The sequence below is a fragment of the Exiguobacterium sp. SL-9 genome, from assembly GCF_004336985.1.
Lineage (GTDB): Bacteria > Bacillota > Bacilli > Exiguobacteriales > Exiguobacteriaceae > Exiguobacterium.
The window spans coordinates 167,028-187,707 of the sequence record NZ_SJUO01000005.1 but is presented as its reverse complement, the minus strand read 5'-3'; the positions used below and the strand labels follow the sequence as shown (position 1 = coordinate 187,707).

Genomic DNA, 20,680 nt, shown 5'->3' with positions numbered 1-20,680 from the left:
TCAGTTCCTCCCTTATAAATATGAATGGGTCGCGACAATCAGACATTCACTCTCACCGTCACAGTCGTTGACGAGTTGATGTGAATCAGAGGCGACGTAATATAACGTTTCTCCCGCTCTCGCGAAATACGTGTGATTGCCAAGTTTCAAGGCGATTCGTCCCGATAGAACATAGACGAACGTCTCGGAGCGGGAAGGCTCATAGCGCTTGAATTCCCCTTGTTTGGAGAATGTCAGCAAAATCGGCTCCATCTCTTTTTCGTTCGATTCCGGGATGAGCCATTCGGTCCGGTATTTTCGTTCCTCATCAACATACACAGTCCGGTCATCTGCGGTATAGCTTACCTTTTGAAAGATCTCTTCATCGAAAAATTCTTTCGGTGAGCAACCGAGCACTTCCAACAAGTCGAATAGCGTCTCAAGCGAAGGAGAGCTTAAATCGCGCTCGATTTGAGAGATATAGCCTTTGCTCAAATCCGTGCGTTCGGCCAACTCTTCTTGCGTCAAGCCCTTCTTGACGCGGAGTCGCTTGATTTTTTGACCGACGTCCAAGTGAAACCCCCTCCTTCCGGCTTTGAATCAAGTTTAGTGAAAGATGATTCCAACTAAAGAAAGTTTATAAATACTTAACTACAAAGCGAACTAATAGCGACCTTTATTATAACGGATTATGTGCGGTTTGCAAGTAAAAAAACCACGCCGATTTCGACGTGGTTTTTAATGAATGTCGCGCTTGGACATCAAGTGTTTGAACTTCTCATTTTTCGTTTGGAACAAATGGAGCTGCGACCCGTACGCATCGATTTGTTGGACGACGTATTGGAACGATTTCGCTTCCCCAGGATACGGCTCGCCGGCACGGGCGAGCGTCGTCTCAAAATCCTCCCATAGTACTTCGACCCACGTCAACGCCTCGACGTCGCTCAAGACATCGTTTTTTTGTTTCAAGATATGAGCCAAACGCTCGTATTGTTCGGTCCGGTTCATGCCTTCACCTCCGATAGCTCCGACAGTGGGATGGCGTGCTCGGCCGTCTCTCCTTCAAACGTCCCCCAGCCCATGACACCGTTCACGAACTTCAAGCGGAATGGACGCTCATTATAGTTGACAATATACGTCGTTCCCGGCTTGAACGAGTTCGGGTCGATCAAATAGCTCTCGGCAATCGCGATTCGTCGCAAGACGACCTCGATCTCACTGACCATGCCCATCTGTTCGGCTTTCCGCTTCCGTTCATGGAGCGCTCGAATCTCTTGCTCGAGCTCATACTTTGATAAATCACTCAATCGTTTTTCCATTTCGCTCACCTCACTTGTAGCCTATCAGATTTCAGATTGAAATGGTTCGTCAAAAACTCGTTACGTTATCGATTGGAGTTAATTCACCATTTACATAGATGTCGAGCGTTGTATCCTCACTTTGATTGACGTTAAGTTTGTATGCATGGACTCGATAAACGTCATCTTGTTGTCCATCCGCCTCCGTTTCTTTAAACGATACGATGACGTGATTATTTTTTTCGTTCACCTCACGATTCACTCTTGCATTTGAGCCGAAGAGGATATATTGATCGCCTTGATTGTTCGTAAACAGTTGCAAGCGTGCCTCTTTATTTAAATTATTTTGAATTTCGATCGGTATAGAATCGACTTCATCAATTGACGCTATCGGTTTAGCGCATGCACTTAACACTAATATGAACATCAACACGATTAGTGGATTGGTTATTTTCTTCAACCCGCTCCCCCCTTTATCTTAGTGTAACGCAGCATCCGATCATTCCCAAATGCATAAAAGCTCGATTCTAGGTTCCCCCTCTTTAAAGTAGAGGAAGAACTTAAAAATCGAGCTCCGTCTTCATTTAATTCGATTTAAAATTGTAGAGTGGCTTAATCCGTTGATTGATCGTGACAGCCGGTTCGATATAACGGATGATTTCCTTCATCGACTTATAGACGAACGGTGATTCATCAATCGTCGACGGCCGGACCGAGCTCGACCAAATGCCGTCCATCGCTTGTTTGAACTCTTTGAAGTCGACGCGTTTCCGCGCGGCCGAGCGTGACATGACGCGACCGGCGCCGTGTGGTCCGGAGAAGTTCCAGTCCGGGTTCCCCTTGCCAGTACAGATCAGCGAGCCGTCGCGCATGTTCATCGGGATGATGACCCGCTCGCCGTCCCGCGCCGAAATGGCACCTTTCCGAAGAATCATCGCATCATGGTCGATATAGTTGTGCACCGTGTCGAATTGATCGACGACATTCCAGTTCATCGCCTCGACGATGACATCGGTCATGGCAAGACGGTTAGCGGCCGCATATTGCTGGGCGATGCGTACGTCGTGCATATAATCTTCCATCGCTTCCCCTTCGACGTAGGCGAGGTCGCGGAAACGTTTCCGTGTCTCGCGCTCCGTCTCGAGATAAGCCGAGATATCCTGCTGCCGTCCCGTTGCCTTCATCCGTTCAATCTCGTCTCGAATGTCGACCGTCTTCATCATGTGCTCGACCGCCAACTGTTGATAATGGTCGGCGATTTGGACACCGAGGTGGCGTGAGCCGGAATGAATGACGAGAAACGTGCGACCGGCTTCGTCGCGGTTCACTTCGATGAAGTGATTACCTGAGCCGAGCGTGCCGACCGAGCGCAATGCCCGGTCGAGCTTATACGGTGCCCGCACATCTTCGAGCGGGAGCTCGGCGGCATATGGGTGTGCCGCATCCCGGATGTTCATCCCGCTCGGTACGTATTGACGGATGACGTCGTCGAGCCGTTGAAAGTCGATTCGCTTCACTTTGATCTCCGTACAGAGCATGCCGCACCCGAGGTCGACACCCACTAGATTCGGCACGACCTTGTCGTGAATCGTCATCGTTGTCCCGACGACCGATCCTTTGCCGGCATGCATGTCCGGCATGATTCGAATCGAGGCACCTTTCGTGAACGGTTGGTCGAGAAGTGTTTGGATTTGGGCCCGCGTCGTATCGTCAATCCGTTCATTGAAGACTTTGGCGCGGTTATACATTCCGATGATTTCCATGTTGCCTCCTTAACTGATGGCCTGTTGTTTACTTTGTAGCTCATGCATTCGAGCGTAGACGCCGCCATCTGCGATGAGCGACTGATGGTTCCCCCGCTCGATGATGTGACCGTGATCGAGAACGAGGATTTGGTCCGCTTCCCGTATCGTCGAGAGACGGTGGGCGATGACGAACGTCGTCCGGCCGTACGTGAGCGTCTTAAGCGCTTCTTGAATGAGCGCTTCCGTCTCTGAATCGACGCTTGCCGTCGCTTCGTCTAAAACGAGGATGGCCGGGTCGAAGACGAGGGCACGGGCGAAGCTGATCAGCTGACGTTCCCCACTCGAGAGCGAGGCACCGCGTTCGATGACCGGTTCGTCGAGACCGTGCGGTAACTGTTTGACGAAACGGTCGGCCCCGACCGCCGTCAACGCTTGCCAAATCCGGTCGTCAGAAATGCTTTCGTCACCGAGCGTCACGTTCGTGCGAATCGAACCTGTAAATAAGAACGGGTCTTGAAGCACGATGCCGAGATGATCGCGGACAGCTTGTGTCGGCAATTTCGTAACATCCATACCGTCGATGTTAAGCGTTCCTTCTGATGGGTCATAAAAACGCATGAGCAAGTTCATAATCGAACTTTTACCGCTACCCGTATGGCCGACGAGTGCGACCGTTTCACCTGGCTCTGCATGGATATCGATGTGTTGGAGCACCGGTTTTCCGGCTTCATAGCTGAAGGACACGTCCTCGAAGGCGACCTCGCCGTTAAAGCGTGCAATGCGTTCTGAGGAGACGTCTTCCCCCTTCTCGTCGAGCAATTGGAACATCCGATCTGCCGAGACGAGCGCTTGTTGGAGCGGGGACAGCTGGTTCATGATTTGCGTGACCGGCTCGAAAATCCGTGACACGTAATCGATATAAGCGTACAAAATCCCGAGGGTGAGCACGCTGCCCGTGCCGAGCGTCTGCGCGCCAACGACCCAGATGAGTAAGGCAAGCGCCATGTTGCGGAAAAAGTTGACCAAATTGTGCGACATGAGTGCATCGAGTTTGAGCAGTTTCCGGCGCGTCTGGAAGTTGTCGCTATTTTTCTCGTTGAACTCGTCATAGACGAGATCTTCTTTGACGTACGATTGAATGATCGGCATCGTCTGAATGCTCTCATTCAACTGCGCGTTCATGTCGGCGACGAGGGCGCGAACACGGAAGTTGTTTCGTGTCGACAGCCGTTGGAACAACTTGATCCATACGATGACGACCGGGATGATGATGAGCGACACGAAACCGAGGCGCGCGTCTAAGAAGAACATGGCGATCAAGACACCAATCATCATGACGACGCTTTGGAAGACACGTGCGAGCACACCTAAATACAAGTCGCGAATCGTCTCAGTGTCATTCGTGACACGGCTGACGATTTTTCCGATCGGCGTCTGGTCAAAGTAGCGGACCGGGATCGTCTGTAAGTGCCGCATGACATCGAGTCGCATCGTCTTGACAATCTTATGGGCCGACCGTTGGAGGAGCATCTGTTGCCCCCAGTTCAACCCTGCCGCGATGAGAAGCAAGACGACGTACAAGGCAGACAACATAAGCACAGCCCGAAGATCCGTCTCATAAAACTTGAACACGTCAGTCGAGGAGAGCGGCACAATATTGTCGTACGTCGCTGATTCCTCGCTTCGTGTGATGGTGAGGACGCCGTCTTCGACTTCACGTACCCCACCGCTCATAACGGCATCCGGAACAAGATAGTATCCGTCTGTCGTCTGAACGATCGAGACAGGTCGGACGACAGTCTCTTCGTCAAGCCGCGTCTCTTTCTCATAGGAGTTGCCGTCAAAGTCGACACTCCCGCCTGACTCGACTTGAACCCAATCGCGCTCGATGGCGACGATATGGTCATCGATAATAATTTTTGCGATATACGGTCCCGCGAGTTCCGCGCCGACCGCTAAAAAGAGTAACGTCAAGCCGAGGAAAATCGAGCGCTTCACTTGTTTGGCGTACCCAACGAGTGAGCGAATCGTCCGTTTCCTACGAGCTGGATCTAATTCGTATTGATCGATCATGAGAGATTCCCCCTTTCCCGGATTACTCCGACTCTCCTTGTCGAACGTATTGTTCATAATACCAACCGTGTCGTTCCATCAGTTGGTCGTGTGTGCCCCGTTCTGTAACGCGACCGTCTTGTAATACAAGAATCTGGTCGGCATGGGCCACAGCGGACAGGCGGTGCGCGACGATAAACGTCGTCTGTTCGGCCCGGCTCGTCCGGACCGAATCGATAATGCGGGCTTCCGTCTTGGCATCGACTGCTGAGAGCGAATCGTCGAGCAAGAGGATCTCTGGATCTTTCAAGAGCGCGCGGGCGATAGACAGCCGTTGTTTCTGACCGCCCGAGAGCATAACCCCCTGCTCCCCGACGACCGTGTCAAGGCCGTTCTCTAAATGTTCGATATCGGTATCGAACGCCGCGAGCCGAATCGCCGTCTCGAGGTCTTGTTCCGTCGCGTCATCGGCGCCGAACAAAATATTGTCACGGACCGTCTTCGAGAACAGCAAATGCTCTTGCGAGACATAACCGCTCCAACCCCGAACGGTATCAAGCTTGATGTCGTGAATCGGGATTCCATTGACGAGTAACGAGTCATCAATCGGATACTCTCGGAGCAACTGACGCAACAGCGTCGTCTTTCCGGCCCCCGTCGGTCCGACGATGCCGATTGTCTCACCGCGTGACACGTGCAAGACGATGTCTTCAAGCGACGCGCGAGTCGTTCCCGGATATTGGAACGACAGTGATTTGAACGTGATTTTTTCCGGGACGCCGACTTCGACCGTTCCGGTTGAGACGACGTCCGGTGGTTCATTCATCGTCGCCTCGATGCGTTCAAGGCTGGCCGTACCACGTTGCACGACGTTAATCAGTTCACCGAACGCATACATCGGCCAAATAAGCATCCCAAGATAGATATTGAACGAGACGAGCTGACCGAGCGTGATGTCGTTCGTGAACACGAGATACGTGCCGAACGACAACCCAATCAAATAGCTCAAGCCGACGAGCAGTTTAATGACCGGTTCAAACAAGACGTCGATTTTGGCGACATGCATGTTTTTCGCCATCACGTCGTCGGTGATCGTATCGAACTTTTTCGTATCCGCGTCTTCTTGGACGAACGAGCGGACGACTCGAAGTCCCGAAATCGATTCGACGACTTGGTCGTTCATCACGCCAAACGCGTCTTGCGCCGCTGTGAAGCGGGCATGGATTTGGCGGCCGAGCTTATTCATCGACCAGGCGAGAAGCGGCATCGGCAAGAGCGCCGCAAGCGTCAACTTCCAATCGATGAAGACACCCATAATCGTGAGCGCGATCAGCGTCATATTGAACGAGTCGACGAGCGTCATGACGCCGAAACCGGCCGTCCGTTCAACCGCTTTCAAATCGTTCGTCGCGAGCGCCATCAAATCCCCCGTGCGATGCTGCTGATAAAAGCGCGGCGTCTGCCGGAGCAAGTGGCCGAAGAAGCGAGCCCGTAATTTTTTCTCGAGTAGGAACGCCGTACCGAACAGGCGGGCGATCCATAAATACGAAAGGACGTACGATAATACCATGATGCCGAGCAATGAACCGACGATCATAACGAGACGTTCTGTCGTCAAGCTCCCTTCGCGGATCGCATCGATTGCCTGCCCGATGATCCACGGCGGTAGCATATCGACGACGCCGGTGATGATGAGTAGGATGATGGCGACGATATACGTCCGCTTCTGTCTTTTAATAAACCAATCCAATTGTTTAATCAGTTTCATGACTGATTCCCCCTTTCGTCCTTTCCGCGCACGCAAAAAAAGCGCACGTCACCTGATTGTGCAACCAATCGGATGAAGTACGCTTCTGAGTCTTCAGTCTTTTGCATGGTCAGGGAAAGGACACTACCCCTATCCAGCTGCCAAATTACGCAGTCAAATACGAGTAGCCATATGATGTTGTGTGTGTGCGTTGTAGTGTTGGAATGTACTTCATCATGCTGGCTCCTCTCTGTTCATAGTTTGAAAATCTACTAAAACCTTAGCAGACTGTTCAGAAAATTGTCAATATTATTGTTGTAAATAGTTTGTAACTTTTTTACAAGAAGAACGTGGCGAGCATCAAACCGACAAGTCCGGTCGCTGTCACGTAATAAATCATCGGCATGAGCGTGTAGCGGATGATCGTCCCTTCTTTTCCAAGAAGACCTGCGACCGAGGCGACCGCGACGACGTTCATGACACAAATCATGTTACCGGCGTTCGCTCCTGCCATTTGCATCGATAACGCGAGCGTCTCGTTCAACCCGACGGATTCGGCGACATTCGTCGTCAAACTCGAGAACATCATGTTCGAGAACGTGGCCGATCCGGAAACGAAGGCGCCGAGCGCCCCGATCCACGGTGCGACAAGCGGCCAAACCCCGCCGAACGTATCGGCTGCGGCCGTTGCAAGCTCGACCGGCATCGAGGCCAGGCCAGCTCCACCGTTTTCTGAGTGAATGAAGATACGGACCATCGGCACCGATGCGGCGAGTGTGATGGCCGTCCCGACGACACCGAGCGTCGTCGCTTTAAACACCGAGGTCACTTGTGACCAGCTCATGTTGTGGAGGAAGAACGTCGCGATCATCGTCAAGATGAACATGAACCCTGGTGAATAGAACGGTTCCCACGACGTCGAGATTCCTTCGACCCCGATAATATTTGGCAAGTCGATGCGGACGCTGCGCGTCAATTCGTTCAAGAATGGCACAGTCCGTGTCAAGACGAGGAAGATCGTCAAAATCAAATACGGTGCCCACGCCTTCCACTGTGGCAGTTCACGTTTGCCTTTGCCAATCGTCGGTTGATCGAGCGGTTGGTCAATCTCGTCGGCATAGCCGTCGAACGTCCACACCCGTTTTGGCATAAGAATCCCTTTCCGTGCCATCGTGACGAGAATGACGAGACCCGTCAACCCACCGAGCATGCCTCCGAATTCAAATCCGAGAATGAGCGTCCAAATGTAAGCCGGGATACTGTAAGCGAGTGCCGCGATAATGGCAATCGGGAACACTTCGAGCGCTGGCTTGATTGACTTCTCTTTACTGAAGAATCGAGTCAGCATCAAAATCAAAATAAACGGGATGAGCAAACCGACGAACATGTCGATGAGTACCGTCTGTAAGACGACACTTGTCAAAAACTCGATGGTCTCAGGCTGATTGACGTCAAGCGACAACCCGTTCCCAATTCCGATTAAAGCCGGAGTTCCGACCGCACCGAACGTGACCGCCGAGACGTCGGCCGATAAGGCGATGACGACCGCCGCAATCGGCGGGAAGCCGAGGGCGATCAACAGCGGAGCCGCGACCGTAGCTGGTGTCCCGAAGCCTGAAGCACCTTCGATGAATGAGACGAACAACCAACCGACGATGAGCACTTGAATTCGGGGATCTGGTGTAATGTTAACGAATCCAGATCGAATCGCGTTCATACCGCCCCCCTCTTTCATCGTATTCATCATCCCGATTGCACCGTACACAATCCAGACTGTCGTGACGGCGATCACGAGCCCTTGTAACGTCGCCGCCATGATCCGCGTCGCATCGAGTTGCCAGACGAAGAACGCAAGTCCTGCCGTCAATACAAGCGAGAGCGGCATCGCGACTGACGCCGGTAAACGCATAATGACCAATAATACGAGCACTGCCACAATCGGCATCAGTGCTGTAATCCATTCGAAAATCGTCAATGTAGACCCACCTTTTCAGATTTTTCCCCTACCGTAAATGAATCTCCCATTATGACTCTTGTTCAGCGAGTCGATCTAAAGCCCGGTCAATCACCTCATATGGAAAACCTTTGCGTCGAAGCTGCATCTTCATCCGCTGTTTCCGCTCATATGGAGCATATCCACTGAACTTCCGATTCAGTTTTTCCGCCTGTGTCAAACAAGCCGAAAGTTCAACGTCCTCATCCTCGTTCTCCCAAAACGTGAGAATCGCCTCTGAAATAATATCAAACGTAAATCCCCTTTGCATCAGGGTTTGTTGAATTCTTTGTTGCACTTCTGTGGCAGAACGACGATTTGTTTCCATTTGTTTCCTATTTACGAACTTTCCGGCCTTTTCAAGCTGGTCTTCGTGCGAAATCGCGCTGATCACTTCTTCAATGATGTCCGGGTCGATTCGAAGCTGAGTGAGTTCTCGTTTGATTTTGACTGGCCCGCTCGGACTCGTATTGAATTTCGTCTGGGTGTAGGCTTTGGCAAATTCGGCATCGTTCAAATAGCGCTGTTCGATCAATCGCTCGATGACGCGCTTGATGGCTGCCTCATCTATCTCTTTCTTCACGAGGTAGTCACGTACCTCTGAAACGGCGCGCATTCGGTACGATAAATAATTGACGGCCGCTTTATACGCTTTCTGTTCTTCTTCAGCTTGAAGGACGTCACGGACGAAGTCGTCTTCAAGCTCCATCCCTTTCGTCAATCCATATTTGATGAAGACATCTAAGTCGATGGCGAACGCAAACTCCTCACGCCCATCCTTCTCGACGTATACGTTGAGCCGGTCTTGATTTTTCTTCTGGGTCGTAAACTTGGCGATTTTCACGAAATCCCTCCATTTCCTGCTTCTAACATATCACGTTCCCCTTTCGAGCAGGATTTTTGATAAGTTAGAAGAAGGGGTATTATCTGTACTAGTTATTCTTATAGTCCTCATACCCGTTTTGAAATCGCTTAAAGGATATTGGAGGGAGACCCATGAAAATAGCAATCACCGGTGGCACTGGATTGATCGGCCGGCCGCTCGTTCGCGCACTCGCCGAAGCCGGACATCAAGTCGTCGTCTTGACACGCCGCCCGCGTCCGCGGCAAGGAGGGATCTCGTTCGTCGAATGGATGACGCCAGACAGTCATCCTGAGTCCGACCTTCAAGATGTCGACGCATTCATTCATTTGGCTGGTGCTTCGATCAACGATGGTCGTTGGACACATAAACAGAAACAAGCCATTCTTCAAAGCCGGATCGATGGGACGAAAGAAGTCATCCGGATCATTAAAAATATGAAGCGCAAGCCAAACGTCGTCATCAGCGGGTCCGCGATTGGGATTTACGGAGAAGACCGCTCCATCACGTATTCGGAGACGACCCCACTCCCGGACCGGACCAACTTCTTAGGTAACGTCTGTGTCTTGTGGGAGAACGAGGCGAAACCCGTTCAAGACATGGGCATCCGTCTCGTCACGATGCGGACCGGCGTCGTCTTATCGAATGATGGCGGTGCCTTCCCACTCATGAAACTGCCATACACGTTCGGTGTCGGTGGACGACTCGGCTCTGGCAAGCAATGGGTACCATGGATTCATTTGGACGACCTCGTCCGGTTGTTCGTTCACGTGATTGATACGCATTCGATTGAGGGACCTGTTAACGGGACGGCACCGACGCCCGTCACGATGGACGAGTTCGGAAAAACACTCGCCCGGATCATGCATCGCCCGCATTGGGCACCTGCCCCGGCACCGCTCCTGAAGCTCGCGCTTGGAGAGAAGAGTGTCATCGTCCTCGAGGGAGCCAAAGTCGTTCCGACGAAAGCGCTCAACCACGGTTTCCGCTTCCGTTATGAAACGTTAGAACCCGCTTTGAAACAACTACTTCATTTGACTTGAAAGGAGCCAGCACGTGAGTAATTTGTTAATTCGTAACGCCCATATTTATCCGATCACTGCCCCACACTTTTATGGGGACCTCCGCGTCAAGGACGGCAAAATCGTCGAGATGGCGGATTTGTTGGACCCACTCGACGGAGAGACGGTCATCGAGGCCGAGGGCAATTTCTTGTTCCCCGGCTTCATCGACGCCCACACTCACCTCGGACTGTATGACGAAGGGACGGGCTCCGTCGGGAACGATGCGAACGAGACCGTCGAGGCGATGACGCCACACGCCCGGGCCATCGACGGCGTCTATCCGCTCGATGAAGGATTTCAAGAAGCGCTCATGGCCGGAGTCACGGCCGTTCAAGTCATGCCCGGCAGTATGAACGTCATCGGCGGGGTGACAAGTGTCATTAAAACCCATGGCCGTTTCATCGAGGACATGGTGCTCCGTCGTTATGCAGGTCTCAAGCTCGCCCTCGGAGAAAACCCGAAGCGTGTCCACAGTATGGGGAAATCCGGTGAGTTGACCCGTATGGGCATCATGGGGTTGTTGCGTGAAGCGTTCCGGACCGTCGACTCGACGAAGACGATTGGCACGTTCGGTAGCCAGATGATTCAACTCGCCCTCGATCGCAAGATGCCGATTCGCGTCCACGCCCACCGCGCCGACGATATTTTATCAGTCGTCCGCTTCGCACAAGAGTTCGACCTCGACTATCGGATCGAACATTGTACGGAAGGACATCTCGTCGCTGAAAAGTTGCGTGAACTCGGTGTCAAACACGTTACCGTCGGACCGACGTTCACACGCAAGTCGAAAATTGAGCTCCAAAACAAAACATGGGAGACATATCGAATCTTGCATGAGCACGATATGATCGTCTCCATCACGACGGATCATCCGTACACACCGGTCCAATATTTGAACCTTTGTGCCGGTCTTGCTGCCCGAGAAGGCCTCCCGGTCGATATCGCGCTTCGTGCCATCACGATTCATCCGGCCGAATCGCTTGGAGTAGACGACCGGATCGGCTCGCTCGAGATCGGCAAAGACGCCGACCTCGTCTTGTGGAGCCACTTCCCGCTCGATTACATGTCCAAGCCGATTATGACCATCGTCGACGGTCACATCGTTTACTCGACGAGTCGTTCAAAAACGCACCATGAGATGTGAGTGACACTAGTCTTGAAAGCGCTCTTATTTTTTTTTTATGAAGTTGCATTTTATTTACTTGCTTTTTCAAAAAAACTATATAAAATAATCTTGTAACTTCATAAAAGGGAGCAGCCAAGGCAAGTTCGAACAACGAAGCCAGAAGTATGCTTTCGTTACAACTATTCTTCAGCGGTCTGAAATAGGAGGAGGAATGTAAAGGTGCTCAAATTTCGTGAGCTTACCGACTGCGCGGAGTTGTTCGAACTGATGCAACACCCAGATGTCTTTCCATATGTCCGTCAAAAGACGGTCCACTTTGACGAGTTTTTATTTAGCACGAAGCAAATTATCGAGCTAGAAGAGCAAGGAAATATCATCTCACGCACCATTACGAACGAGTTTGGTACCCCGATTGGGACAATCAGCTTGTTCGATGTGGAATCCGGCTATGGATTCCTCGGGACGTGGCTTGGCAAACCGTATCACGGCAAAGGTTACAATCAAGTCGCGAAAGAAGCGTTCTTCTCCGAACTTTTCTTCGAACTTGACATCGAAAGTGTATTTTTGAAAATCCGTCAATCGAATGAGCGCTCGATCGCGGCGGCAGAAAAATTGCCGTACGCCTTCTGCGCCAATGAGATTCGGTCTGAATTATTAACTGAAATCAATCAAGGGGATGTCGAATACGTTCTGTATGAAGTGTCGAAGTCGAGTTTCCAACTTTACTTGCACTCACTCCATGCGCCTGAATTCGACCATACCTATGAAGCCCAGCTCGAAGCATAAGCCAATTCTGACAAAGAATTGGCTTTTTTGTGGCGTTTTTGTGTGGATTTCATGAGGACAACTTTACGTCAATGAATATTTCTGTTCTAATTCGGAGAGATAGGTATGATAGAGGTATGAGGGAATGATCACACGTCCTCGTTAACCGTTTTGTAAAGGAGAATGCCCAATGTCAGAACCAACGTTTCGCATCTTAGTGACCGATGATGAAGAACAAATGCGAGATTTGCTCGTTTCGAATTTAGAGAAGGAAGGATATGAGACCGTCACAGCCACGAACGGTCTCGAGGCAATCGACTTATTGAAAGAACAGTCGTTCCACCTCGTCCTGCTTGATGTGATGATGCCTGAACTTGACGGCCTCACAGCATGCATGCGCATCCGTGAGTTCTCAAACGTGCCGATCATCATGCTGACGGCTCGCTCAGAGGAGCTCGACCGCATTCATGGCTTGAAGATTGGTGCGGATGACTATATCACGAAGCCGTTCAGCCCGCGCGAGCTGCTCGCCCGAATCGAGGCGACACTTCGGCGGACACATAACTTCTCGAAAGAACAAGAAGCGACGTTCGATACAGGTGTCCTATCGATTGATATCGATGGCCGCGCGGTCAGCGTGAAAGGCAAAACGGTCAACTTGACCCGCAAAGAGTTCGATTTGCTCTACTTGTTCATCACGAACGAAGAGAAAGTATTCTCACGTGAACAATTGCTCGACCAAATTTGGGGGACGGAGTACCACGGTAACCTACGGACCGTCGACACGCACATCAAGACACTTCGGCTCAAGCTCGGTGAAGCCGGCGGCTATATTCAAACTGTCTGGGGGATCGGCTACAAGTTCGAGGCGACTGTATGAAGCAATACACGATCCGGAAGCGGATTTGGATCACCATCTGGACCGCTAGCCTTTTCTCCGCGTTCGTGTTCATCATCATGACGTTTTACTTGTACGACAAGTTCTATATTCAGACACAAGAAGAACTGCTCATCAATCGCGGCGAGAAGCTTGTCACCATCTATAAGGCGGACGGCTTCTCTGACGCGTTTTCCGACAGTATGACGTACACGAACGAACTGACCGAAACGAAAGTGTTCCTTTCATCGGTCCGAGAAGACAGCCTCGGATCAGGCAAGACGTTTTTACGGGAACAAGATCTCGCCAAGCTACAAGACGGCTATGCGATTTCCGTCACCCGTAAACACCCGACCGAGGATGTCGATATCCTCATGTCCGCCTTTCCGCTCATCCGGGACGGTGAGCTCGATAACGCCCTCATCTTGTATATGGAGCTGAGTAAAATCAGCGAGCCGTTCCAACCGATCCGGCTCATGATCACGTTCTTGCTTATCTTGATGATTGTAAACTTGCTCATCTTCGGGACACAAATCATCGATACGATCATTCAGCCGCTCATTCAAATGAAACGAGCGTCGCAAGTGTATGCCAAAGGTGATTTCTCGCACCGCATCCCGATTTATTCCGATGATGAGATTGGCGAACTCGCCGAGACGCTGAACCGGATGGCCGAATCGCTCGGTCTCGTCGAAGAGCAACGAAAAGAGTTTTTGGCGAACGTCAGCCATGAATTACGGACACCGCTATCGTATATTCGCGGCTATACGGAAATGCTCCAAGACCCGTCGCTCGACGAGAAAACGAAAAATCAATATTACGAGATCATCGAGAACGAGACGGAGCGCTTGCAACGGCTCGTCAACGATTTGCTCGACTTGGCCCAACTCGAACGTGACTCATATCCGATGACGAAAGAACCAGTCGTCTACTCGCAAGTGCTCGAAGACGTCTTATACCGCTTCGAGCCGATTGCCGGGGCGAAAGGCGTCACCATCGAGACGGACCTCGACTTCGACTTGATTATTCTCGGGGACCACGACCGGCTCGAGCAAGTCGTCGGGAATTTGCTCGATAACGCCCTCCGCTACACCGAGGCTGGGAAGTCGATCCATGTGAAGACGTATGCGACCGCCGACAATGCCATCACCGAGATTCGAGACGAAGGCCGAGGCATCCCGAAAGAGGACCTCGATCAATTGACGAAGCGTTTTTATCGTGTCAATAAGTCGCGAACACGCGAGGACGGCGGGACCGGACTCGGACTTGCCATCGCTAAGCACATTATGGAACGTCACGGCGGCTCGATGCACTTCACTTCAGAAGTCGGCAACGGAACGACCGTCACGCTCACTTTGCCGCTCTTGCCGGACGAAGACATATAAAAAAGACAGCTCACGCGAGCTGTCTTTTTTATATGTCTTTCCCTTTGTAGGCATCATCCGATTCATTCATGAGACGTTCACGCTCGGCGTGTGTCTGCGGATAGCCGTTCGCTTGCCACTCGGCCCGATAGTTCGAATCCAGTTGAGTGAGACCTTCCTCCGCCTCATCCTTATCCGAATCGACGCTTTCCATCTTGTCCATCTTGCTCCATGTATCGTCATCGCGGTCCTGGGTCAAGAGCGCCGCTACTTTCGGTGCGACGAGTGCTGCCCCCGCTACCCCGAGCACGATTCCCATCAATACTTTCTTATCCATCCGAATACCCTCCTTAGTCACTATGTACGGATAATTCCACTGTTCCAGGAAATTGAAACCAACTTTCTAAAGCGTTTACACCCATTCAGGAAGTGGAATAACAGTCAAGACAAGGAGGCGATGAAGATGAAACAGTCAAAAGATCCGTCCAAACGACCGTTCGACAACCCAGATGCCGTCGATACGGACAAAGAGAGCATCTTCGACCAGGAAGGGATGGAGACCGTCGACCCAATCCCGGTGGAAGAGCTGAATCAGAAAGTGAAAGACGAGAAACAAAAGCGACACTCGAAAGATGACTCGGTCAGCGAGAAAAAATATGACAGCAACAAATAAAGATGCGGACGAATTTCGTCCGCATCTTTACGTTACGTTAAATCTTTTGGTGAGAAGCCGTATGGCAGCATCTCTTCTTTCGTCATCACTTTCGTGTCCCCCGCCATATTCGCGAGAATCAACGTAAAGTTGTCACTCGCAAACTCGGCGATGACTTGACGACAGGCCCCGCATGGCGAGATTGGTCCGTCCGTATCACCGACGACGACGACCGTCTCAATCGACTTGCTGCCTTCCGATACCGCTTTAAAGATGGCGGTCCGTTCAGCGCACATCGACAAGCCGTACGAGGCATTCTCGACGTTGCAACCTGAGATTTCTTTGCCGGTCTCATCGATGACGACTGCCCCGACATTGAACTTCGAATAAGGTGTATAGGCGCGTGATTGCGCATCAATTGCTTTATGGACGAGCTCGTTCACTTTTTCTTGTGGGATCATCTGATGTTCCTCCGCTTCTTAACGTTTATTAAAGAAGTCTGACATCTGAACTATAGCGTGAAAACCGCTATTTTGCAAGCGGTTTCACAACCCCGTCAATACTTTTTCTTTTTCTTCTTCTCGAAGACGACGATTGACTCGACGTGCGCCGTCTGTGGGAACATATCATACGGCTGGATATAGTTGATCTTATAGTCAGCTTTCATGAGTTGATCCGCGTCACGTGCGAGCGTCTGTGGATTACAAGATACGTAGACGATCCGTTTCGCTTTCGATGAGATCATCGCGTTTAACAGTTGATGATCTACTCCTGTGCGCGGTGGATCGACGACGATGACGTCTGGAATCCAACCGTCCTTCACCCAGCGCGGAATCCAATGTTCGGCCCGCCCTTCGACATAAGTCGCATGGTTGAAGCCGTTCTCACGCATGTGCGCATTTGCATCTTCGACTGCTTCCGGGACGACTTCCATCCCGCGAATCTCTTTCGCGTGCGGGGCGAGCCATAGCCCGATCGAACCGACACCGGCGTACGCATCAATGACGCGCTCTTCGCCCGTGAGCCCTGCCGCCTCGACGACTTCACGATACATAATTTCCGTCTGGGCCGGATTGAGCTGGAAGAACGCACGTGGCGACAAATGATAATGAACGTCATCAAGTTGTTCATCCATCTTGTCTTGCCCGGCAATGTGGACCGTGCGGTAACCGAAGATGACACCCGAACGGTTCGAGTTGATATTGATATGGAACGACACGACGTTCGGTAACGCCATGATCCGATCGCTCAATTCGTCTAAACGTGGCACGTCTTCATTCCCAACGACAAGCACGACTTGTACATCGTCTGTCTTGTAACCTGAGCGGACGATGACGGTACGGGCGAAGCCGACGTCACGACGCGCATCGTATACCGGGATGTCGAGTTCGTTCAAAATGCGGACGATGGCGTTGTTGATGTTCGTCGTGTCCCGTTGTTGCACCATGCAGTGTTCAATCGGTACGAGCTCATTCGTGTTCGGCTTGTAGAGCCCTGACACGATCTCGCCACGTCGTGTCGAGAGTGGGAACTGTGACTTATTGCGGTAGTACCAAGGATTGTCCATTCCTTTTGTACCACGGATATCCGACTTGTCGACGTTCAATTTTGTCTTTTGACGGAAGGCGTTACGGACGATTTCTTCTTTATAGTCCATCTGCAGGCGCGGACTCATATGCTGAATTTGGCAGCCGCCGCACTCATCATAAATCGGACATGGCGGCTTGACCCGTTCCGGCGAGTCGTTGTCCCGCTTGATGACGCGGGCCTCAGCGTAGTTCCGCTCGACGCGTGTGATCTCGACTTTCGCCTTCTCACCTGGTAATAAGTTCGGGATGAAGATGACCATCCGATCAATCGTCGCGATGCCCTCTCCGTTTATGCCTAGCCGTTCGGCTTGGGCGCTAGTGTATTCTCCTACGATCAGTTTCAATGTGTTTCATCCTTTCGAGATACTTGTTCTAAATCTTTGGCGTAACGTACGACTTTCGCACGTAAGGAATCAATATCAGCTAACAATCGATGCAAATCCTCTGGCGTCGTAAATTCGTCCAACGTATTGACTGATAAGCACAGTAATTCCGTTCTCGATTTTAACACATTCATTTTTCCTGCCGTATCTGTTCGTGATTTACCCATCTCGTGATCGCTCCTTTGGTTCGTGACAAAGAGTTGTTATTATAGCATACTATTTCGTGTGACTTGATGAAAAGGTGGAATTGATATGCAAAACATCTCGACAACGTTTGATCCATGGGAAGCTTACCTCGATCAAACTGAGTTCGGTCGCCTCGTCCTTTCGAACGTCGAAGTGACGACGACCAAGCTATGCAATATGCGCTGCGAACATTGCGCGGTCGGCTATATGCTTGATCAGACGGAAGAACCTGAAGTCCCGCTCGACCTATTGATTTCGCGCCTTGATGAGATCGAGCATTTGCGCGCGTTCTCGATTACGGGCGGCGAACCGATGTTATCGATGAAGTCGGTACGGAACTACGTCGTCCCATTGCTTCGTTATGCGAAAGAGCGCGGCGCCCGGACACAAATCAACTCGAACTTGACCCTCCCACTCTCTCGCTACCATCTTATTACCCCTTACCTCGACGTTTTGCACATTTCGCATAACTGGGGGACGGACGCTGATTTCTTAGAGGGCGGTTTCGCGATGATGGACCGGAAACCGAGCGCGGAGGCACGTTTGAAGATGCTCCAGACGATGAAAGATAACGCGCGGGCACTCACTGCCGAAGGCATCATCGTATCGGCTGAGACGATGATTAATAAGCGGACGATTCCGCACTTGAAAGAAATTCATGAAGAAATCGTCACCCTCGGCTGTCAGCGCCATGAAGTGCACCCGATGTACCCCGCCGACTTCGCAAGTGCGCTCGAGTCAGCGTCGCTACCGGACACCCGTCAGGCCATCCACGACCTGCTCGACGTCCGTGATGAGAACGTTTGGATGCTGTTCGGGACGTTGCCGTTTTATGCTTGCTCCGACTTGCCGGAAGACCGTGCTTTATTAAAACGGCTCCACGAGGCGAAAAACGTGACCGTGCGGAACGACCCGGATGGCCGCTCACGTCTCAACACAAATATTTTTGATGGCCAGATCATTGTCACCGACTTTGGAGATGAACTCGGCACGCTCGGAACACTGTACGATACATCGTTTCAAGAGGCGTACGACACGTGGTCCAATAGCAGCTTGAACGCCACGCTGTCGTGCCACTGCCCAGCCGTCAAGTGTCTCGGTCCGAATGCGCTCGTCAAACAAGCGTACTATCCGAACGTAAACTTCCGAGAACGCGTAGCCGAGCCGTTTTAATTGTTTCGATTCGGGAAATGTTCAGTATATAAACTGAATCGAGGTGTTTGAAGATGACAGCCATCTATGTATTCATGATTACCGTCATGGCCATCATCATTTTCGGTGGTGTGCTCAGCATCTTATTGACAGCCGCATTCGTTTCAGACAAAGTAGACCGTGATGAAGTATTTAGTCAAGGCAGTTGGGATGATGAACTCTTACACTTGAACCATGTACCCCAACCGATTGACGAGCCAAAAAGCTGAGACCTTTCTCAGCTTTTTACTATGCAATGAATGATGAGGTGCACTATGCAACGATTTCGATTTTCGATTTTATTACTTGTCGTCTTTATTTCTGGTTTGATTCAAGGGGCTCTGATCCCGTTATTATCGACCTTGATCGAGCGTGACGGCAATCCGGCCTGGTTGAACGGATTGAATGCGACGATGCTCTATCTCGGCGTCATCGTCTCCGCGCCCCTGCTTGAACGATTTGTCCGCAAGTACGGGTTCCGGCCGACCATCGTCCTCGGGATCGTGTTGACGGCACTCGCTACGTTCTTCTTGCCGCTCTGGCCGTCGCTCCTCATGTGGGCACTCATGCGTTTTGTGATCGGTTTCGGTGATTCGGCGCTCCACTATGGTTCACAAGTGTGGGTCACGTCCGCGAGCGATAAGCGGAGCCTCGGCCGGGCGATGGCGTATTACGGCATGGCGTTCAGCCTCGGTTTTGCGGTCGGTCCGCTCATCGCCCCGCTCGTTGATTTACATTTTTGGTTACCGTTCCTCGTTTTGATCGTTTTCTGTCTCGCATCGTTATTTTTGATCTTCAAGGTCGACAACGAATACCCGGAAGCCGAGAAAGTGAAGACCGATTCAAAAGGACGGATTCGTCTTGTCCTCATCGGTGGCGGCTATACGCTCTTGCCCGCCTTTACATACGGATTCCTCGAGGCGAGTTTGAATGCGAACTTGCCGATTTTCACGGTCCGAAACGACATCGGACTCACCCAGACGAGCACGCTGATCACGACGTTCATCGTCGCCTCGATTGTCGTGCAGTTACCGCTCGGCCGCCTCGCCGATCACTTCGGGAAGAAACGGATCCTGCAAATCGTGTTGACGCTCGGCACGCTCGTCTTCGCCATCGCCAACCTCGCCGTCGACCATTACGCCTGGCTCCTTGTCCTGTTCGCCTTAGCAGGTGCCGGGCTCGGCTCGACGTATTCACTCGGACTGGCCCACATGACGGAAGTATTACCGCGCTCTCTGTTACCAACCGGCAATATGCTCTATAGCATCTCGTTTAGCGTCGGTTCAATTAGCGGTCCGATGATTGGTGCATTTTGGATCGCGTTACCGAAAGAAGTGTATTTCTTGATGTACACACTCATTCTCGGAATTTTGGCCGTCAGTTTGTTCACGGCGAAAGCCAAACCGATTGACGTCTAAAAAGGGTGGGTCTCCTTGGAGATCCACCCTTTTTCGTATCATTCTTTCACTGGACCAAGCCTGACATCGTTCCGTTCAAATGCGCGCATGAACACTTCATCGAGCGCGAACGGTTCCGTTTCAAGCGAGGCCAATACGTCAGACTTGAGTGTGACTTCAATGATACGATCATTGATTTGCCACTTCGTCTGAATATCATCGCCTTGCCGCATGGCACGCGCGTCCACTTGCTCATGGTGCTCCTTCAATCCGCGACTCACGCACTTCATCACGTATTTGACGTACTCGTCACGCGGCTGGCGCGAGATGAGTATGTGTCGGACAATCGGATTTCTTGCCATGGCATAACCCTCCTTTCAATCAGATTCGCACGCAAGTCTTTACAACGA

23 protein-coding genes are annotated in these 20,680 nt (G+C 51.4%); 9 read left to right on the top strand and 14 right to left on the bottom strand.

Features of this window, described 5'->3' with window-relative positions; translation table 11 throughout:
• Positions 1–12 precede the first annotated feature (12 nt).
• From EVJ34_RS13375 to recX, 9 genes are all read right to left on the bottom strand, one after another.
• A complete protein-coding gene (locus EVJ34_RS13375; RefSeq protein WP_131438327.1) occupies positions 13–552 on the bottom strand; it encodes a helix-turn-helix domain-containing protein in 540 nt (179 codons plus the stop codon).
• 165 nt (positions 553–717) lie between these two features.
• Positions 718–987: a YfhJ family protein gene (locus tag EVJ34_RS13370; protein ID WP_131485921.1), complete on the bottom strand. Its 270-nt coding sequence runs from the start codon at positions 985–987 to the stop codon at positions 718–720.
• Positions 984–1,298 carry a YfhH family protein gene (locus EVJ34_RS13365; protein ID WP_131437824.1) on the bottom strand — a complete coding sequence of 105 codons (315 nt, stop codon included), beginning with the start codon at positions 1,296–1,298 and terminating at the stop codon, positions 984–986. Before EVJ34_RS13365 ends, EVJ34_RS13370 begins: the two co-directional genes overlap by 4 nt.
• Positions 1,299–1,347: 49 nt before the next feature.
• Positions 1,348–1,737: a hypothetical protein gene (locus tag EVJ34_RS13360; RefSeq protein ID WP_131485920.1), complete on the bottom strand. Its 390-nt coding sequence runs from the start codon at positions 1,735–1,737 to the stop codon at positions 1,348–1,350.
• Positions 1,738–1,861: 124 nt separating this feature from the next.
• On the bottom strand, positions 1,862–3,040 hold the full coding sequence (locus EVJ34_RS13355; RefSeq protein WP_131485919.1) for an RtcB family protein: 1,179 nt from the start codon (positions 3,038–3,040) through the stop codon (positions 1,862–1,864).
• Positions 3,041–3,049: 9 nt separating this feature from the next.
• Positions 3,050–5,095 (bottom strand): ABC transporter ATP-binding protein, encoded by a 2,046-nt coding sequence (locus tag EVJ34_RS13350; RefSeq protein ID WP_131437819.1) that lies wholly within the window; start codon positions 5,093–5,095, stop codon positions 3,050–3,052.
• A 22-nt stretch (positions 5,096–5,117) separates the two neighbouring features.
• On the bottom strand, positions 5,118–6,842 hold the full coding sequence (locus EVJ34_RS13345; protein WP_131485918.1) for an ABC transporter ATP-binding protein: 1,725 nt from the start codon (positions 6,840–6,842) through the stop codon (positions 5,118–5,120).
• A 316-nt stretch (positions 6,843–7,158) separates the two neighbouring features.
• Entirely contained in the window at positions 7,159–8,796 is a 1,638-nt protein-coding gene (locus EVJ34_RS13340; protein WP_131485917.1) for an L-lactate permease, read from the bottom strand.
• A 49-nt stretch (positions 8,797–8,845) separates the two neighbouring features.
• On the bottom strand, positions 8,846–9,658 hold the full coding sequence (recX, locus tag EVJ34_RS13335) for a recombination regulator RecX (RefSeq protein WP_131485916.1): 813 nt from the start codon (positions 9,656–9,658) through the stop codon (positions 8,846–8,848).
• A gap of 152 nt (positions 9,659–9,810) precedes the next feature.
• On the opposite strand from recX, the gene EVJ34_RS13330 reads away from it, so the two are divergent.
• The 5 genes from EVJ34_RS13330 (at position 9,811) to EVJ34_RS13310 (ending at position 14,893) form a co-directional block, all read left to right on the top strand.
• Positions 9,811–10,719 (top strand): TIGR01777 family oxidoreductase, encoded by a 909-nt coding sequence (locus EVJ34_RS13330; RefSeq protein ID WP_131437812.1) that lies wholly within the window; start codon positions 9,811–9,813, stop codon positions 10,717–10,719.
• Between the two features lie 13 nt (positions 10,720–10,732).
• A complete protein-coding gene (locus EVJ34_RS13325; RefSeq protein WP_131437810.1) occupies positions 10,733–11,884 on the top strand; it encodes an amidohydrolase in 1,152 nt (383 codons plus the stop codon).
• Positions 11,885–12,085: 201 nt separating this feature from the next.
• Positions 12,086–12,652 (top strand): GNAT family N-acetyltransferase, encoded by a 567-nt coding sequence (locus tag EVJ34_RS13320; protein WP_021067763.1) that lies wholly within the window; start codon positions 12,086–12,088, stop codon positions 12,650–12,652.
• A 169-nt stretch (positions 12,653–12,821) separates the two neighbouring features.
• Positions 12,822–13,511 carry a response regulator transcription factor gene (locus EVJ34_RS13315; RefSeq protein WP_021067764.1) on the top strand — a complete coding sequence of 230 codons (690 nt, stop codon included), beginning with the start codon at positions 12,822–12,824 and terminating at the stop codon, positions 13,509–13,511.
• On the top strand, positions 13,508–14,893 hold the full coding sequence (locus tag EVJ34_RS13310) for a sensor histidine kinase (RefSeq protein ID WP_131485915.1): 1,386 nt from the start codon (positions 13,508–13,510) through the stop codon (positions 14,891–14,893). Before EVJ34_RS13315 ends, EVJ34_RS13310 begins: the two co-directional genes overlap by 4 nt.
• A gap of 28 nt (positions 14,894–14,921) precedes the next feature.
• Here the strand turns inward: EVJ34_RS13310 and EVJ34_RS13305 are convergent, their stop codons facing one another.
• Positions 14,922–15,209 carry a hypothetical protein gene (locus tag EVJ34_RS13305; RefSeq protein WP_034781013.1) on the bottom strand — a complete coding sequence of 96 codons (288 nt, stop codon included), beginning with the start codon at positions 15,207–15,209 and terminating at the stop codon, positions 14,922–14,924.
• Positions 15,210–15,335: 126 nt separating this feature from the next.
• Here EVJ34_RS13305 and EVJ34_RS13300 point away from each other — a divergent pair, with 126 nt between their 5' ends.
• A complete protein-coding gene (locus EVJ34_RS13300; RefSeq protein ID WP_131437806.1) occupies positions 15,336–15,545 on the top strand; it encodes a hypothetical protein in 210 nt (69 codons plus the stop codon).
• 32 nt (positions 15,546–15,577) lie between these two features.
• On the opposite strand, the gene EVJ34_RS13295 is transcribed toward EVJ34_RS13300, so the two are convergent.
• From EVJ34_RS13295 to EVJ34_RS13285, 3 genes are all read right to left on the bottom strand, one after another.
• The gene (locus EVJ34_RS13295; RefSeq protein WP_131437804.1) at positions 15,578–15,985 is read right to left on the bottom strand and encodes a cytidine deaminase; all 408 of its coding nucleotides are present in this window, start codon (positions 15,983–15,985) and stop codon (positions 15,578–15,580) included.
• Positions 15,986–16,080: 95 nt separating this feature from the next.
• A complete protein-coding gene (gene rlmD / locus EVJ34_RS13290) occupies positions 16,081–17,457 on the bottom strand; it encodes a 23S rRNA (uracil(1939)-C(5))-methyltransferase RlmD (RefSeq protein WP_131485914.1) in 1,377 nt (458 codons plus the stop codon).
• The gene (locus EVJ34_RS13285; protein ID WP_016510454.1) at positions 17,454–17,663 is read right to left on the bottom strand and encodes a hypothetical protein; all 210 of its coding nucleotides are present in this window, start codon (positions 17,661–17,663) and stop codon (positions 17,454–17,456) included. The genes rlmD and EVJ34_RS13285 overlap by 4 nt, the downstream gene beginning before the upstream one ends.
• A gap of 85 nt (positions 17,664–17,748) precedes the next feature.
• On the opposite strand from EVJ34_RS13285, the gene yfkAB reads away from it, so the two are divergent.
• The 3 genes from yfkAB to EVJ34_RS13270 are packed head-to-tail and all read left to right on the top strand — an operon-like array spanning position 17,749 to position 20,291.
• Complete coding sequence (yfkAB, locus tag EVJ34_RS13280) at positions 17,749–18,855, top strand: radical SAM/CxCxxxxC motif protein YfkAB (RefSeq protein WP_131437800.1); 1,107 nt, start codon at positions 17,749–17,751, stop codon at positions 18,853–18,855.
• A 53-nt stretch (positions 18,856–18,908) separates the two neighbouring features.
• A complete protein-coding gene (locus tag EVJ34_RS13275; protein WP_021067771.1) occupies positions 18,909–19,103 on the top strand; it encodes a hypothetical protein in 195 nt (64 codons plus the stop codon).
• Positions 19,104–19,148: 45 nt separating this feature from the next.
• Entirely contained in the window at positions 19,149–20,291 is a 1,143-nt protein-coding gene (locus EVJ34_RS13270; protein WP_131437798.1) for an MFS transporter, read from the top strand.
• Positions 20,292–20,329: 38 nt separating this feature from the next.
• Here the strand turns inward: EVJ34_RS13270 and EVJ34_RS13265 are convergent, their stop codons facing one another.
• On the bottom strand, positions 20,330–20,632 hold the full coding sequence (locus EVJ34_RS13265; protein WP_131437796.1) for a hypothetical protein: 303 nt from the start codon (positions 20,630–20,632) through the stop codon (positions 20,330–20,332).
• Positions 20,633–20,680: the final 48 nt, after the last annotated feature.

Bases quoted from the DNA above. Each gene is read 5' to 3' on its own strand.
- EVJ34_RS13370 (WP_131485921.1), bottom strand. From the start codon at position 987: ATGAACCGGACCGAACAATACGAGCGTTTGGCTCATATCTTGAAACAA.
- EVJ34_RS13365 (WP_131437824.1), bottom strand. From the start codon at position 1,298: ATGGAAAAACGATTGAGTGATTTATCAAAGTATGAGCTCGAGCAAGAG.
- EVJ34_RS13355 (WP_131485919.1), bottom strand. From the start codon at position 3,040: ATGGAAATCATCGGAATGTATAACCGCGCCAAAGTCTTCAATGAACGG.
- EVJ34_RS13350 (WP_131437819.1), bottom strand. From the start codon at position 5,095: ATGATCGATCAATACGAATTAGATCCAGCTCGTAGGAAACGGACGATT.
- EVJ34_RS13345 (WP_131485918.1), bottom strand. From the start codon at position 6,842: ATGAAACTGATTAAACAATTGGATTGGTTTATTAAAAGACAGAAGCGG.
- EVJ34_RS13330 (WP_131437812.1), top strand. From the start codon at position 9,811: ATGAAAATAGCAATCACCGGTGGCACTGGATTGATCGGCCGGCCGCTC.
- EVJ34_RS13315 (WP_021067764.1), top strand. From the start codon at position 12,822: ATGTCAGAACCAACGTTTCGCATCTTAGTGACCGATGATGAAGAACAA.
- EVJ34_RS13310 (WP_131485915.1), top strand. From the start codon at position 13,508: ATGAAGCAATACACGATCCGGAAGCGGATTTGGATCACCATCTGGACC.
- EVJ34_RS13305 (WP_034781013.1), bottom strand. From the start codon at position 15,209: ATGGATAAGAAAGTATTGATGGGAATCGTGCTCGGGGTAGCGGGGGCA.
- EVJ34_RS13300 (WP_131437806.1), top strand. From the start codon at position 15,336: ATGAAACAGTCAAAAGATCCGTCCAAACGACCGTTCGACAACCCAGAT.
- EVJ34_RS13295 (WP_131437804.1), bottom strand. From the start codon at position 15,985: ATGATCCCACAAGAAAAAGTGAACGAGCTCGTCCATAAAGCAATTGAT.
- EVJ34_RS13285 (WP_016510454.1), bottom strand. From the start codon at position 17,663: ATGGGTAAATCACGAACAGATACGGCAGGAAAAATGAATGTGTTAAAA.
- yfkAB (WP_131437800.1), top strand. From the start codon at position 17,749: ATGCAAAACATCTCGACAACGTTTGATCCATGGGAAGCTTACCTCGAT.
- EVJ34_RS13275 (WP_021067771.1), top strand. From the start codon at position 18,909: ATGACAGCCATCTATGTATTCATGATTACCGTCATGGCCATCATCATT.
- EVJ34_RS13270 (WP_131437798.1), top strand. From the start codon at position 19,149: ATGCAACGATTTCGATTTTCGATTTTATTACTTGTCGTCTTTATTTCT.
- EVJ34_RS13265 (WP_131437796.1), bottom strand. From the start codon at position 20,632: ATGGCAAGAAATCCGATTGTCCGACACATACTCATCTCGCGCCAGCCG.